Origin of the sequence: Bradyrhizobium sp. (assembly GCF_036009065.1) — a bacterium.
Lineage (GTDB): Bacteria > Pseudomonadota > Alphaproteobacteria > Rhizobiales > Xanthobacteraceae > Bradyrhizobium.
Map to the genome: position 1 here is coordinate 1 of NZ_DASYMN010000255.1, position 13,489 is coordinate 13,489.

Here is a 13,489-nt window from a genome sequence, read left to right on the forward strand (position 1 = left end):
GGAACACGATGGCGCGCCAGTTCGTCTATTTCATGCAGGGTCTGTCCAAGACCTATCCGGGCAACCGCAAGGTGCTCGATAACGTCCATCTGTCGTTCTATCCCGACGCCAAGATCGGCGTGCTCGGCGTCAACGGCTCCGGGAAATCCACCCTGCTGCGGATCATGGCCGGCATCGACAAGGAATATAACGGTGAGGCGTGGGTCGCGCAGGGCGCGCGGGTCGGCTACCTCGAACAGGAACCGCAGCTCGATCCCGCCAAGACGGTGCGCGAGAACGTCATGGAAGGCGTCGCCAAGCAGAAGGCGATCCTCGATCGCTACAATGAACTGGCGATGAACTATTCCGACGAGACCGCCGACGAGATGACCAAGCTGCAGGACGAGATCGAGGCCGCGGGCCTGTGGGATCTCGACAGCAAGGTCGATCAGGCGATGGACGCGCTGCGCTGCCCGCCCGACGATTCCGACGTGACAAAACTGTCCGGCGGCGAGCGCCGCCGCGTCGCGCTGTGCAAGCTGTTGCTCGACCAGCCCGATCTGTTGCTGCTGGACGAGCCGACCAACCATCTCGATGCCGAGTCGGTGTCATGGCTGGAGGGGCACTTGCGCAATTATCCCGGCGCCATCCTGATCGTCACCCATGACCGCTACTTCCTCGACAATGTGACGGGGTGGATTCTGGAACTCGATCGCGGCAAGGGCATCCCCTATGAGGGCAACTACACCGCCTGGCTGTCGCAGAAGCAGAAGCGCCTCGCGCAGGAAGGCCGCGAGGAAGCCGCGCACCAGCGCACGCTAGAGCGTGAACAGCAATGGATCGCGGCTTCGCCGAAAGCGCGACAGGCCAAGTCCAAGGCGCGCTACCAGCGCTACGAGGAACTGCTGAAGCAGGCCAGCGAGAAGCAGACCCAGACCGCCCAGATCACCATCCCGGTCGCCGAGCGGCTCGGCCAGAACGTGGTCGACTTCGAGGGCCTGAGCAAAGGCTTTGCCGACCGGCTGCTGATCGACGACCTCACCTTCAAGCTGCCGCCCGGCGGCATCGTCGGCGTGATCGGCCCCAACGGCGCCGGCAAGACCACGCTGTTCCGGATGATCACCAAGCAGGAGACGCCGGACAAGGGCAGCATCACCATCGGCGAATCCGTGCATCTCGGCTACGTCGATCAGTCGCGCGACACGCTCGACGGCTCCAAAAACGTGTGGGAGGAGATTTCGGGCGGCAACGAACAAATCCTGCTCGGCAAGCGCGAGGTGAATTCGCGCGGCTATGTCTCGTCGTTCAATTTCAAGGGCGCCGACCAGCAGAAGAAGGTCGGTTCGCTGTCGGGCGGCGAGCGCAACCGCGTGCACCTGGCCAAGATGCTGAAATCCGGCGCCAACGTGCTGCTGCTCGACGAGCCGACCAACGACCTCGACGTCGATACGCTGCGCGCGCTGGAGGAGGCGCTGGAGGATTTCGCCGGCTGCGCCGTCATCATCAGCCACGACCGCTGGTTCCTCGACCGCATCGCCACGCACATCCTGGCCTTCGAGGACGACAGCCATGTCGAATGGTTCGAAGGCAATTTCCAGGACTACGAGAAAGACAAGATGCGAAGGCTGGGGCAGGACAGCATCATCCCGCATCGGGTGAAGTACAAGAAGCTGACGCGGTGACCGTTCAGGTTGGGAAGTTATTGGCAACGGGGTTGCTATTGCTGGTTGGACGATCGCAGCGGTTATGACTTTCCTGCTTCTCGTTATGCAGTGGCCTTGGAGAAAGCACGCCCCTGAATCGTTGGCACAAAGCGAATTTATCGCCGCTTTGTTTATTGACCCGATTATTTATGAGAACAATCGGAAGGTTTATATGCCGTGGTGGACGGATTGCCAAAAGAAAATAGAAGTCGGAGAAGTTATGGCAGCTTCTCAGGCGCAAGAAACATCGCTACATCCTATGTAGGTAAGCTTGGCCAAGTTGTTGGGTTGCGAACAATTTGACTGACTATAAATCGCTTCAGAATTTTGATACTGAGAAGCAATAGTACGGTTTGAAACGCGGTGCGTCTTCAATAATGCGATTGTTGATGAATTGAAATCGACCCGTTAGAAAACGCGACGATGGACTATCCCACCTTCTCCGCCAGCCACATCTTGATCAGCGACTGATACGGCACGTCACGTTTGTTGGCGGCGATCTTAATCTGCTCCAGCAGGCTCACTGGCAGCCGCAATGAGATGGCTGTGGTTGACGGCTTCAGGTTTGGAAAGCGCACAGGCACCGCCTTGCTCAGGTCAAAATAGTCAGCGGTATCGTGCGACTCCCAAAAGGCACGTTCTTGCGACTCGTTGGCGAACTTCGGGACTTGTTTAAGTTTCTTCGGCATAACGCGTGCGCTCCCTCGCGCTCATGGGGCGTACAGAAATGACCCTCAACAGGGCTGCTTCCTGCCTCAAAGTGAAGGCGATTTGTAAAAGGCGACCTGCATGTGTCTTTCCGTAAGCGTGGAATCGCTGCTCCGTCGCGCTGTGGTGGGGGTCGTGCAAAAGTAAAAGCGGTGTGTTCAGAAACACCTGCTCCGCTTCCGCTTGGCCGACACCGTGTTTGTCCGCGCTCTTTCGGCTGTTGCCGTCATCCCAGTCGAATCCGGCAATCCGCGACAAGTCGATCATCTGTATATGATCATAATATACATATTTTGGACGGCTCCTGCAATATATATCACGGCGAGGAATTCCATTGACGTTGGACAGAAACATACCATAGCCCGCTGCGCCCAAACGCCGCTGCGGCGCGGCTCGACAGAAGCGGGCGAACTACCCAATTGTCAATTGAACTTGTCCCCGCCCCCGGAGCTTCCCTCGCATGTCCATGACGCCAGAAACGCCCATCCCTCCGTTCGCAGGCTTGCGGCCGCTGCCGCTGCTCATCTTCTCCTCGCGCTGGCTGCAGCTTCCGCTCTATCTCGGCCTGATCGTCGCGCAGGGCGTCTACGTCATCCTGTTCCTCAAGGAACTGTGGCACCTGTTCAAGGAAGCCCTCGAGATCACCGAGCAGGCGATCATGCTGGCGGTGCTCGGCCTGATCGACGTGGTGATGATCTCGAACCTGCTGGTGATGGTGATCGTCGGCGGCTATGAGACCTTTGTGTCGCGACTTAATCTTCAGGGTCACCCCGACCAGCCGGAATGGCTGAGCCACGTCAACGCCAGCGTGCTGAAGATCAAGCTGGCGATGGCGATCATCGGCATCTCGTCGATCCACCTGCTGCGCACGTTCATCGAGGCCGGCGCGCTAGGCACGGCCGCCACCAAATACACTGAGACCGGAGTGATGTGGCAGACCATCATCCACTGCATATTCATCCTTTCGGCGATCGGGATCGCGGCCGTAGACCGGTTGGGACAGCCGCCCGCTCCGGCGCAGCACTGATTTTCATGGCCGCGCGCGGTCTCGCCGGCGTTCACGATGACTGTGTTTCATGATACTCAATTGTCAGAAGAGCCCGATAACATTGTCATTGAACAACTTCGTCACATCCGCGGCGCTGTCGACGGATTACGCGACGACATGCGCGAGATAAAGCACGGGGTCGGCTCGGTCGAGCGGGAGGTCGCACACGTTCATGTTGAACTTGCGCAGGTTCACGTGAAAGTTGCAGAGCTTTCCGAGCGCGTTGATCGGATGTCCGACCGATTGGAACGGGTGGAGACGTCTCGAACTGGCCGACGCTTGATCGCGGTTCACAGCGATCGGGTCTCATGATATCTTCATCCAATGGTCGAGCCTGACAACATGATCTTGGAGTATCTGCGCCATATCCGGGGCGCGATCGATAATGTGCGCGACGATGTTCGCGAGATAAAACAGCGCGTCGGCAGTCTTGAGAACCAGTATGCTAATATATCGAATCGGCTGGACCGGATGGATTTTCGCATCGAGCGTATCGAGCGGCGTCTCGATCTGACCGACGCGTGAGCGAACCGTTGCTGTTGGACATCCAGCGCGCCTTAGCATTTGGTTTGTTGCTCCTGGCAATCATTTTCTCGCATCCCGCCCGCGCCGCCGACGCCGGCTTCAACCAGTTCATCGCCTCGTTGTGGCCTGACGCGCAGAAAGAAGGCTTGTCGCGGACGACGTTCGATGCGGCGACACGCGGCCTCGAGCCGGACTACAAATTGCCGGACCTGCTGCTACCCGGACGCCCTGCGACCGGCGCGCCGTCGCAGGCCGAATTCGTGCAGGTGCCGGCCGACTATGTGAAGGAAGCAAGCATCGCGCGGCTGGCCGTCGAGGGGCAGCGTCTGATGCAAAAGCATCGCCCGGCGCTGAACGCGATCGAAGCGCGGTTTGGCGTGCCCGCGACCGTCGTGCTGGCGATCTGGGGCCGCGAGACTGACTACGGCCGCTACGCGCTGCCTTACGATCTGCTGCGCGTACTGGCAACGCAGGCCTATGTCGGCCGGCGCAAGGAGCAGTATCGTACCGAGTTTATCCTGGCCCTGAAGATCCTCGGTGAAGGCAAGGTCACGCGCAAGGACATGCGCTCGTCATGGGCGGGCGCCACCGGGCTGACGCAGTTTCTGCCGTCGGAGCTTTATAAGCATGGCGTCGATTTCGACGGCGACGGCCGGGTCGACATCTGGAATTCGGTGCCGGATGCGCTCGCCTCCGCCGCGCAACAGCTTGTCAACAAGGGCTGGCAGCCCGGCCTGCGCTGGGCCTATGAGGTACGCGCGCCGGCCAATGTCGACTGCACGCAAGGCGTACCGGAAGTGACGAGGCCGATCGGCGACTGGTTGCGCGCCGGATTCGTGCCGGTGCGTGGACAAAAATTGAGCGCGGCGGAGCAGGCGCAGCCGGCTTCGCTGCTGCAGCCGGAGGGCATTTACGGTCCGGCATTTCTGACCACGAAGAATTACTTCGTGATCAAGGAGTACAACTTCTCGGATTTGTACGTACTGTTCGTCGGCCATCTCAGCGACCGCATGATAAGCCCGCAGTCTTTCGCGACGCCGTGGTCGGCTTCGACGCAACTGCGTACCGCCAACGTGGAGGCGATGCAGCGCCATCTGACCCGCATCGGACTCTATGGGGACAAGCTGGATGGCAAGGCCGGCATGAAGACGCGCGCGGCGTTGGGTGCGTACCAGAAATCGGCCGGGCTCAAGGTCGATTGCTGGCCGAGCGAAGCGGTGCTGCAATCGATGAGCAAGGCGAAGTAATCGACGTCGAAAACGCGAAACCCGGCCGAAGCGGCCGGGTTTCGGAATTCAATTGCGCGAAAAAGTCCCGCGGGGCTCAGAGCCGATCAGTTGCAGACTTCGACGCGGCGATAGGTCCACGCGCCGCGATAGTCGTCCCAGACGCGCTGACGAACCATGCGGCACGCCGGACCCTCTTCGACATAGACCGGGGCCGGAGCGGCATAGGCCGGACGGCTGGAAGCGATGGCGCCGCCAACGATCGCGCCGCCGATCAGGCCCGCCGCCACGCCTGCGGCTACGCCGCGCTGGGCGCTCGCCGGCGTCGTAGCCAGCGCGCCGGCAATCGTCGCGACCGCGAGGAAGGCAGAAAATGTCTTCTTCATTTTTTGGTCTCTCCTGGAGATGGCGCGTTGGATTGCAGCGCCGGGTTAAGGTCTACTCACGCCGTATTCGAAACTGACTGTCTCGCCAGAAAGCGCACAACCGTCAACTTGAAGTAAACGTTAGCCATCCCTCGGCGTAAAAAACGGTTTTTTCGGGCCGAATCGCGAAAAACGTTCCGGAAACGGGTGCTTCCGGAACGTTGCATGATCAAAGAGTCGGATCAGTCGCAGACCTGGACGCGGCGCACCCGCCAGCCGTAGCCGTCCCAGAACCGCTGACGCTGCCAGTAGCAGCCGCCATAACCGGGACCGGCGACATAGGCCGGCCCGCCGTAGTAACCGGGGCCATAGTAACCGTTCTGCGATGCGATCGCGCCGCCGACGATCGCGCCGCCGAGCAGTCCGGCGGCGACGCCCGCAGCCACGCCGCGCTGCGCATGCGCCGGAGCAGGCGCGGCCAAGGTCGAAATAGCCAAGGTGGCGGCGGCCGCGATGGCCATCAATGTTCTCTTCATGGCTTTACCTCTTTCCCTGAAACTCGAGACAGCAAATACAGCCTGTCGGGCACAAAGTTTCATATTTTGCTTGAATGTTCAATGAACAGGGCTCCCTGGACCGGCTGAATTGCCGGCCGCCGGCGCCTTGTTGCAATGCACCAGGCCTTCATTCAATCGAACGGACCGGGCCATTCCTGTGAGTTGGTTGAGAAATCACAACGGCGGATCGAGGCGGCGCGATTAACCGCGTTTCACCACCGGAAAACTGTGCGGGCGAAATCGTTCGAGCCTTGTTCCACCGGCACTTCTTTAGATTCATTCCATTCCGCGAGGCCGCTTAACGCTATTTGGAATCACTTGAAATGATGGTTTTTTCTTTTGCATCTCGTCTCGGTCTTAAATATCCAATGATGAACCTGTCCAGCGAGCCTTCCTTGGTCCCATGATCGTCTGTTCCTGCAACGTCTTCACCGACCACGACATACGCAACGCCGTGACTGTCGCACAGACGCCGCCGCGCACGCCGGGGCAGATTTATGGATGTCTCGGCTGCAGCGCCCAGTGCGGTCGATGCGCGCGCACCATCAAAAAGATCATGGACGAGGCGCTGGGGGCCTGCGCCAAGGCGTGCTGCTCGGGATGCCCGCACGGCGCGGGCCGCGCGGGACCGGATGTTGATCCCGAGTTTGCACTCGCCGCGTCCTGAAATCTCCGGTGTACGGCTTGATTGCTGTCGGTTTGGGCGGTGAGGGGTTGCTCTCGCCGCCGATCTGATTTAGAAACGTTCTAAATTAGGAGAGGCCGACTGTACGGACCTCAATAGCCGGAGTGCACCGATGCAGGGCGACCCGAAGGTCATCGAATATCTCAACAAGGGCCTGCGCAGCGAGCTCACCGCCATCAACCAGTATTGGCTGCATTTTCGGCTGCTGAACCACTGGGGCCTCTTGGAAATGGCCAAGACCTGGCGGAAGGAATCCATCGAGGAGATGCACCACGCCGACCGCTTCACCGACCGCATCCTGTTCCTGGACGGCTTCCCCAACATGCAGGTGCTGGATCCGCTGCGGATCGGCCAGAACGTCAAGGAAATCATCGAGTGCGACCTTGCCGCCGAACTGGGCGCCCGTGCGCTTTACGAGGAAGGCGCAACCTGGTGCCACAGCGTCAAGGACTATGTTTCGCGCGACCTGTTCGAGAGCCTGATGAAGGACGAGGAGCACCACATCGACTTCCTCGAGACGCAATTGCATCTGATCGAGCGCATCGGCCTCGATCTCTACACCCAGAAGCACGTCGGCGGGCTGGAGAGCGAGTTCGAACCGAAGTAACGTCGGTCCGCAAGCGCGGCTCACGACGTGCGCTTCTGCAGAGCTGTCACCGGACAATCCGCAAAGGCCGCCTGTACCGCGGCCGCCGATCCGTCGAGACGAAATTCGGCGGTCGTGCGTGCGGCATTGAGCGAACGAATCCTGATGTACAACACGCTCGATCCCGCGAGGTCGTCGATGAATTGCGCCACTGCGGCCTTTTCCTCGATGACGATGTGCTGAGAGCCTGGCAGAACGCGCGACGCGACGTTGTCGCGGCCGGGTTTGTCGTCGAAGCGATATCCGAGAATCGTGTTCTGGTCGGAGCCGATCTTGAAGTCGAAGGAAATCCGCACGATCGCATGCCCCTCGAAGCATGTTAGCTGCATCCCTGCTGGCTGCGCAAAATCGATCCCCGAATGCGAGGCGTTGCGGGTCAGCAACTGCGCGCTAGATACCGTCCTGCCGGTGATGCGATCGATCTGACGGTCGACGCGCCAGTTGCCGGAAGGGACCTGGCCGGCCGAGCGTACGTAAGGGTCGCTTGTGTTGCAGCCACCCAGCAACAACGCTATCGCAACGAATGACACCCTACGCACGATGCCTCTCTCCAAGCCCGTGATATTTTGCAACCCGTGAGCGGAGAGAACAAGACGTTGGAAAAGTGGAAGAGCGAAGCGATGCGCGGAATGCGAGCACGGAGTAGCCGTCGTTGCGAGGAGCGCAGCGACGAAGCAATCCAGTCTTACCTTGCCGCTGGATTGCTTCGCGGAGCCTGTCATCGGGTGGCGCTCTGCGCCGACCCGATGGCCCGCAATGACGGTTGAATCGGAACTGCGACTCGGGAGCGACGAGCGCCTACAGCTGCGTCTTGTAACGCGCCTCGACTTCGGCCTGCGGCTCGGGCTCGCCCAATTTGGTTTGGTCGTAAATCATCTGGCTGATGCTGGGCAGCGCCGCGCGCTCCACCCTGGTTTCGGGCGACCACAGTTTTGAACGCATCAACGCCTTGCCGCAGTGAAAATACGCTTCGCGAACCGCGATGCTCAGCACCGCGCGCGGGGACTTGCCGAATTCTTCCATCGAGCCCAGCAGATCCGGCTCCGCCGACAATTTGCCGGTGCCGCCGACGCGCAGCGTCTCGTCGATCCCCGGCACGAAGAAAATCAGCTGCAGCTGGCCGCTGCCCTCGAGGATGTTCCTGAAGCTGTCGATCCGGTTGTTGCCGGAGCGATCGGGCATCGCGAGCTGCGTTGGCGACACCACATGGACGAAGCCGGGATTGCCGCCGCGCGGCGACGCATCGACGCTGCCATCGGGGCCGGAGGTGGCGAGCACGCAGAACGGCGACATGGCGATGAATTTTGTCGCGTGCGCGTCGATCTCGGGCCGCGCTTTTGCGATCACGCGCGGCGAGGGCGCCGGATAAATTGTCGGAAGGTCGCTGGCGGCAAGGTCGGTCAATGGAATCTCCGAAGGGCTGGCAACCAAAGACGTATCACTATGTGAGGTGTTCCGAAAGGTAAGCCGCATCGATATTCGTAGGGTGGGCAAAGGCGCTCTGCGCGCCGTGCCCACAACGCTTGTGAGGGTGGGCACGCTTCGCTTTGCCCACCCTACGAACAGCGTTCAACTGACCGAAAGGGGCCCCTCCGCAAAAAGATATAGATCGTGTGCTGAAGATCACGCCGTGCAGATGAGCCGCTCTTTTGCAAAAGCCAACCGCTCCTATGGCGGTGTTGCCTTTTGCTACATCGTTTTTTGCGGCGCGGTCTGCAGCAGATCCTGCAGTTGCTGCTTGTAGAGTTTTGCGCCGCCGGTGGTGAGATGTCCGCGGGTCTCGGTGCTCGCCGGGATCAGATAGAGCCGGCCGTTCTTGATGCGCTTCATCGCGGCGTCGGTGACGCCGGTTTCCGGCGGATTGCGTTCGTCGTCGGCGGCATTGACCGCGAGCAGCGTGGCTTCGATCTTTTCCAGCCCGGGGCCCGGATTGTAGTCGCGCGAGGCTTCCCACTGGTAGATGAAGTCGTTGGCATCCGCGGTGATCGCCAGCGCCAGCCGGTCGTCGACCAGCTTGTCGGCCTTTGCCGCGGTCGGCGCCAGCATTTGCCAGGCGAGGGTGCCGCCGCCGGTGGCGATGCCGTAGGCGCTGATGGCGTATTTCATCATGCGCGGCTGCGCGGTGTAGTTGCCGGCGTTGTAATCCGGATCATTGCGGATGGTCTCCAGCATCATCCGCCGCAGCATCCAGTTGCGTGCCGCCATCTCGGTCGGCTGCGAGGCCATCGGCACCAGCGCGTCCATGTAATCAGGGTATTTCCCGCCCCAGATCCAGGTATGCATGCCGCCCATGGAATTGCCGATGACGAGCCGCAGATGCGCGATGCCGAGGCCTTCCTTGAGCAGCCGATAGTGCGCGTCGACCATGTCCTCGTAATTGTATTTCGGGAACGCGGTCTTCATGCCGTCGGACGGCTTTGAGGATTTGCCGTGGCCGATCCCGTCGGGGATAATGATGTAGTATTTCGCCGCGTCGAGCGGCTGGCCGGCGCCGAATAGCTCGCCGGCAAACGCCGGTGTCAGCATGCTCGCCGCCGAGCCGCCGGAGCCGTGCAGCACCAGCACCGGCTGTCCGGTCGGCTCGCCGACTGTGGTGTAGTGCAGACGCAGTTCCGGCATCACTTCGCCGGTGTGGAATTTGAAATCCTTGGCGATCCAGTCGCCTTGCTTCGGTGCCGGATAGTCGGCGGCGAATGCGGCAGAGGAAAGAAGTGCAAAGCCCGCGGTGATTGTCGCGCGTAACAGATTCATGGACGGTTCTCCCCGAACTGCGACCACCTTGCCGGGCCACTTCAACCTAAGCTATCACGCCCCAAAGCGTGCGCCGAGGGGCTTGCTTTCGTCGTATCCGAAAGATTTTTCGCCTATACAGGGAATTATTGTTTTGGCACTGGGAGATAGATCATGGTCCAACGACAGGTTGCGTCGGCCGGAGCTCCGCCACACCGGCTGCACAAGTCCACCCAGAGCACCCACGTTCCGGGGCAACTGATCATCCGCTTCAAGCCGGGCGCAGTCAGGCAGATGGCGGCAAATCCCGTGGCACGGTCAGCGTCCGCGCGCCTCGTCGCGAGGGCCATGCCGGAAGAAGTCGCCGGCCCGCTTGATCTGCTCCGCGATCAAGCCGGACTAAGCTCGGTGAAGCCGTTGTTCGTCACCGGCACGCGCCCGCAGGCTCCGGCATCGGCCGTAATGGCGCGGGCGGTCATTCACGGCGCACTTGCCCGATCGGCCACCCATTCGCCCCGAGAAACGTTGACCGGATATCAGCTCGTTGACCTGAAGGACAAGAAAATAACTCCCGCTCTGTTGAAGCGATTGCGCGCCTCGAAAGCCGTCGATCTTGTCGAGCCGGTGCCAAATCGCTGGTTGTGTGACGCCGATCCGAAAATCAACCGGCAATGGGGACTGCGCGCCATCAGATGGTTCAACGGCACCCATCCGGACGCCGCCGAGGTCCATGTTGCCGTAATCGACAGCGGGATCGACGAAGGTCATCCCGATCTGAAGGATGCGATTGAGGAATACCGTCACGACGGCAACGGCGCGCGCGATTTTCTCGGCCATGGCTCGCATGTCGGCGGAACGATTGCTGCGGTGGTCGACAATACGATAGGGATTGCGGGGATCGCCAACTGCCGGCTGCATTGCTGGAAAGTCTTCAACGACCCGACGCCGGTGCGCAAGCTGCAAAACTTCAATTTCCATTTCTACAGCATGGCTCTGGCAGCCGCGCTGGACTCCGATATCAAGGTGATCAATATGAGCATCGGCGGCACCGACCGCAGCAAGGCCGAGGCCGCCGTGTTCGAGGAATTGAGAGAGGCCGGCGTGGTGGTCGCGGCCGCGATGGGCAATGAATTCGAGGAAGGCAATCCGAAGGAATATCCTGCCGGTTATCCCGGACCGCTGGGCGTCGGTGCGGTCGACGAATTCGGCAAGCACGCCTCATTCTCCAATACCGGCGCTCACATCGGGCTGGTCGCGCCCGGCGTCAACATCCTGTCCACCGTGCCGCGGGTGAAGGCGGCGGATGCAGACAGAACCAACTACGACTCATGGGATGGAACCTCGATGGCCACCCCCCATGTGGCGGGCGCGGCTGCGCTACTGTATGCGAACCGGGGCAAGTCGAAGGCCTCCGGGGACGCGGTGATCGAGCGTCTGACATCGACGGCAAGGAAGTTGCCCGGCATGAGGAAAAAAAAGTTCACGCCGCAATATGGGGCCGGTCTGCTCGACATAGAAGCGGCACTGAAGAATGCGGGGAAGAACCCCAAACGATCTTGAAAAGCCGGCGCGAACTGCCAGTTGGATAGAATGTCGGTGCAGTTCAAGTTCAGCGATGCCGTGGACGACGACAGGCGGCTCGAAATCATTGAGGCGCTCGGGCGCGCGGGGTTCGGCGCGCGCAGGCTGTATCCCGGTCAGACGCGACCGAAGCTGGCATCGATTTTCACCGTTGCGAAAGCCAGCGCCAAGGATATCAAGGCGTTGCGCGCGGCATTGCTCCGCTACGGTCGCCAGATCGAGTATGTCGAGGCTGCGCCGGAGCGTAGTCTGAAGACATAATCGGGATGCGCGGTGTTGCTCTGCTCATGCCGTGTCTTCGATGTCGGTTTCTGGGCGGTCACTGCCGGCGGCGGTTTCAGTGTGCCACTTGCCGTCAGCGGTTTCATATTCGATGGTTTCAGTGCGCCCCGGCACGCGCTGCTCGGCGGCCGCGTGCTTTGCAGCCGCAAGCGCGGCGGCGTGGGTCGGGAATGGTTCCGAGAATACGCCGTCGACGGTATAGGCCCAGCCGCCATCATGCTGGACGATTTTGTAGGTGACATGGGCCATCGGGGAACTCGCTGGTTCGGCGGCGACGGGGTGAACGCGACGTCCATTCTATGCCAAAATGCGCCGCGATGTCGGATTTTAGGTTGGCGGATCGTTCTCGATATGAGGCTGCCGGTGCGGACCAAGGGTTACGTGAATAAAGGAGACAACGATGTGCCGCAACATCAAGACGCTGTTTAACTTCGAGCCGCCCGCGACGCCTACTGAAATCCATGCCTCGGCGCTGCAATTCGTGCGCAAGCTTTCGGGATTCAATTCACCCTCGCAGGCGAACGCCGAAGCATTCAACAGGGCGGTCTCCGAAGTCTCCGATTCCGCGCGGCGGCTGCTGGCCTCGCTGCAGACCCACGCGCCCGCGCGCGACCGCGAGACCGAGGCGGAGAAGGCAAGGGAGCGGAGCAAAGCGAGGTTTGGGTGAATGTGTGTCGGCTGCCGAACTGCGGTCGTTTCGTCCGGTCAGGGATCCGAGGTCCCTGTCGGCGTACACATCCCGGCCAACTTTTCGAGAAATTCCTTCGCTACCACGTGAGAACCCTGCCACAGTGGATAGGAAATTACGCGAAGGTTGTAATTCTTTAGCCAGAAATCGCGCATCACGGGCCCCTGGTCCGGCATCAGCGCGTAATGCGGGCGGGCTTTTCCGCGGGAGCGAGTGAGCACTTCCTGGAGGATGTAGTTTACGTTCGGATCGACAAATCCCGACCCGTAAAAGAAAACAGTAAAGTTCGTGCGCCCGTCCCTTGTAGTCCTCCCACGCTTCGAAGATGAGGCGCAGCCACGGCATGATCTGCTCGGTCGACGGCAGTTGACCGGGAGCTCCTGTCTCGCCGCGCGGCCCTTGCTCGCCATGCGGACCGGCTTCGCCGCCCGCCTTGCCGTCCGGACCAGGCTTGCCGTCAGAACCACGCTTGCCCGGCGGCCCCGCGTTGCCGGGTTGGCCGGCCTCGTCCTGTGGACCGGGCTTGCCGCGCGGACCTTCGGGCCCCGGCCGACCCGGATGACCTTGTGGACCTGGACGTCCCGGTTCGCCCGGCTGTCCGCGGGGGCTTTGCGCTCCCGGCCGTCCTAGAGCATGTTGTTTTTTACCAGAATCGGGATTCCAATTGGAGCGGATTTCTGATTCAAACTTCATGCTGGGAACAGGGGGCCAGCATGGATGACGCGACCCTATTCGGAAGATATTCGCGAACGCGCTCTGGCGCGTG

Annotated in this window: 20 protein-coding genes and 1 pseudogene; 11 read left to right on the forward strand and 10 right to left on the reverse strand. The window is 60.9% G+C overall.

Annotation, left to right across the window (positions count from 1 at the left end; genetic code table 11):
* Positions 1-8 precede the first annotated feature (8 nt).
* Both ettA and VGP39_RS15590 read left to right on the forward strand, forming a co-directional pair.
* Positions 9-1,661, forward strand: coding sequence for an energy-dependent translational throttle protein EttA (gene ettA / locus VGP39_RS15585; protein WP_327569019.1), 1,653 nt, complete (start codon positions 9-11; stop codon positions 1,659-1,661).
* Positions 1,662-1,725: 64 nt separating this feature from the next.
* On the forward strand, positions 1,726-1,947 hold the full coding sequence (locus VGP39_RS15590; RefSeq protein ID WP_327569002.1) for a hypothetical protein: 222 nt from the start codon (positions 1,726-1,728) through the stop codon (positions 1,945-1,947).
* A 163-nt stretch (positions 1,948-2,110) separates the two neighbouring features.
* On the opposite strand, the gene VGP39_RS15595 is transcribed toward VGP39_RS15590, so the two are convergent.
* Positions 2,111-2,371: a BrnA antitoxin family protein gene (locus VGP39_RS15595; RefSeq protein ID WP_327569003.1), complete on the reverse strand. Its 261-nt coding sequence runs from the start codon at positions 2,369-2,371 to the stop codon at positions 2,111-2,113.
* Positions 2,355-2,657 (reverse strand): BrnT family toxin, encoded by a 303-nt coding sequence (locus VGP39_RS15600; protein ID WP_327569004.1) that lies wholly within the window; start codon positions 2,655-2,657, stop codon positions 2,355-2,357. Before VGP39_RS15600 ends, VGP39_RS15595 begins: the two co-directional genes overlap by 17 nt.
* Positions 2,658-2,850: 193 nt before the next feature.
* Between VGP39_RS15600 and VGP39_RS15605 the strand changes: the two genes are divergently transcribed.
* From VGP39_RS15605 to VGP39_RS15620, 4 genes are read left to right on the forward strand one after another with little or no spacing between them, the layout of a single operon-like run.
* Entirely contained in the window at positions 2,851-3,417 is a 567-nt protein-coding gene (locus tag VGP39_RS15605; protein ID WP_327569005.1) for a TIGR00645 family protein, read from the forward strand.
* Between the two features lie 36 nt (positions 3,418-3,453).
* Entirely contained in the window at positions 3,454-3,750 is a 297-nt protein-coding gene (locus VGP39_RS15610) for a hypothetical protein (protein WP_327569006.1), read from the forward strand.
* A gap of 12 nt (positions 3,751-3,762) precedes the next feature.
* Positions 3,763-3,963, forward strand: a complete 201-nt coding sequence (locus tag VGP39_RS15615) for a hypothetical protein (RefSeq protein ID WP_327569007.1) — start codon at positions 3,763-3,765, stop codon at positions 3,961-3,963.
* Between the two features lie 44 nt (positions 3,964-4,007).
* Complete coding sequence (locus VGP39_RS15620; protein ID WP_414644683.1) at positions 4,008-5,210, forward strand: lytic murein transglycosylase; 1,203 nt, start codon at positions 4,008-4,010, stop codon at positions 5,208-5,210.
* An 86-nt stretch (positions 5,211-5,296) separates the two neighbouring features.
* On the opposite strand, the gene VGP39_RS15625 is transcribed toward VGP39_RS15620, so the two are convergent.
* Together VGP39_RS15625 and VGP39_RS15630 are read right to left on the reverse strand one after the other, a co-directional pair.
* Positions 5,297-5,575 carry a hypothetical protein gene (locus VGP39_RS15625; protein ID WP_327569008.1) on the reverse strand — a complete coding sequence of 93 codons (279 nt, stop codon included), beginning with the start codon at positions 5,573-5,575 and terminating at the stop codon, positions 5,297-5,299.
* Between the two features lie 221 nt (positions 5,576-5,796).
* Positions 5,797-6,090, reverse strand: coding sequence for a hypothetical protein (locus VGP39_RS15630; protein ID WP_327569009.1), 294 nt, complete (start codon positions 6,088-6,090; stop codon positions 5,797-5,799).
* 424 nt (positions 6,091-6,514) lie between these two features.
* On the opposite strand from VGP39_RS15630, the gene VGP39_RS15635 reads away from it, so the two are divergent.
* Positions 6,515-6,778, forward strand: a complete 264-nt coding sequence (locus VGP39_RS15635) for a (2Fe-2S)-binding protein (RefSeq protein ID WP_327569010.1) — start codon at positions 6,515-6,517, stop codon at positions 6,776-6,778.
* Positions 6,779-6,908: 130 nt separating this feature from the next.
* Positions 6,909-7,403: a bacterioferritin gene (gene bfr / locus VGP39_RS15640; RefSeq protein WP_327569011.1), complete on the forward strand. Its 495-nt coding sequence runs from the start codon at positions 6,909-6,911 to the stop codon at positions 7,401-7,403.
* 20 nt (positions 7,404-7,423) lie between these two features.
* On the opposite strand, the gene VGP39_RS15645 is transcribed toward bfr, so the two are convergent.
* From VGP39_RS15645 to VGP39_RS15655, 3 genes are all read right to left on the reverse strand, one after another.
* Positions 7,424-7,981: a hypothetical protein gene (locus VGP39_RS15645; RefSeq protein ID WP_327569012.1), complete on the reverse strand. Its 558-nt coding sequence runs from the start codon at positions 7,979-7,981 to the stop codon at positions 7,424-7,426.
* A 259-nt stretch (positions 7,982-8,240) separates the two neighbouring features.
* Positions 8,241-8,846, reverse strand: a complete 606-nt coding sequence (locus VGP39_RS15650; protein WP_327569013.1) for a pyridoxamine 5'-phosphate oxidase family protein — start codon at positions 8,844-8,846, stop codon at positions 8,241-8,243.
* A 285-nt stretch (positions 8,847-9,131) separates the two neighbouring features.
* A complete protein-coding gene (locus VGP39_RS15655; RefSeq protein ID WP_327569014.1) occupies positions 9,132-10,193 on the reverse strand; it encodes an alpha/beta fold hydrolase in 1,062 nt (353 codons plus the stop codon).
* 153 nt (positions 10,194-10,346) lie between these two features.
* Between VGP39_RS15655 and VGP39_RS15660 the strand changes: the two genes are divergently transcribed.
* On the forward strand, positions 10,347-11,732 hold the full coding sequence (locus VGP39_RS15660) for a S8 family serine peptidase (protein ID WP_327569015.1): 1,386 nt from the start codon (positions 10,347-10,349) through the stop codon (positions 11,730-11,732).
* A 30-nt stretch (positions 11,733-11,762) separates the two neighbouring features.
* Positions 11,763-12,014, forward strand: coding sequence for a hypothetical protein (locus tag VGP39_RS15665; protein ID WP_327569016.1), 252 nt, complete (start codon positions 11,763-11,765; stop codon positions 12,012-12,014).
* 24 nt (positions 12,015-12,038) lie between these two features.
* Here the strand turns inward: VGP39_RS15665 and VGP39_RS15670 are convergent, their stop codons facing one another.
* Positions 12,039-12,284, reverse strand: a complete 246-nt coding sequence (locus VGP39_RS15670) for a DUF2188 domain-containing protein (protein ID WP_327569017.1) — start codon at positions 12,282-12,284, stop codon at positions 12,039-12,041.
* Positions 12,285-12,435: 151 nt separating this feature from the next.
* Between VGP39_RS15670 and VGP39_RS15675 the strand changes: the two genes are divergently transcribed.
* Positions 12,436-12,702, forward strand: a complete 267-nt coding sequence (locus VGP39_RS15675) for a DUF2277 domain-containing protein (RefSeq protein ID WP_327569018.1) — start codon at positions 12,436-12,438, stop codon at positions 12,700-12,702.
* Positions 12,703-12,740: 38 nt separating this feature from the next.
* On the opposite strand, the gene VGP39_RS28180 is transcribed toward VGP39_RS15675, so the two are convergent.
* Complete coding sequence (locus VGP39_RS28180) at positions 12,741-12,956, reverse strand: hypothetical protein (protein ID WP_414644686.1); 216 nt, start codon at positions 12,954-12,956, stop codon at positions 12,741-12,743.
* A 52-nt stretch (positions 12,957-13,008) separates the two neighbouring features.
* Positions 13,009-13,398 (reverse strand): annotated as a pseudogene (locus VGP39_RS15680) (hypothetical protein); the annotation flags it as partial.
* Positions 13,399-13,489: the final 91 nt, after the last annotated feature.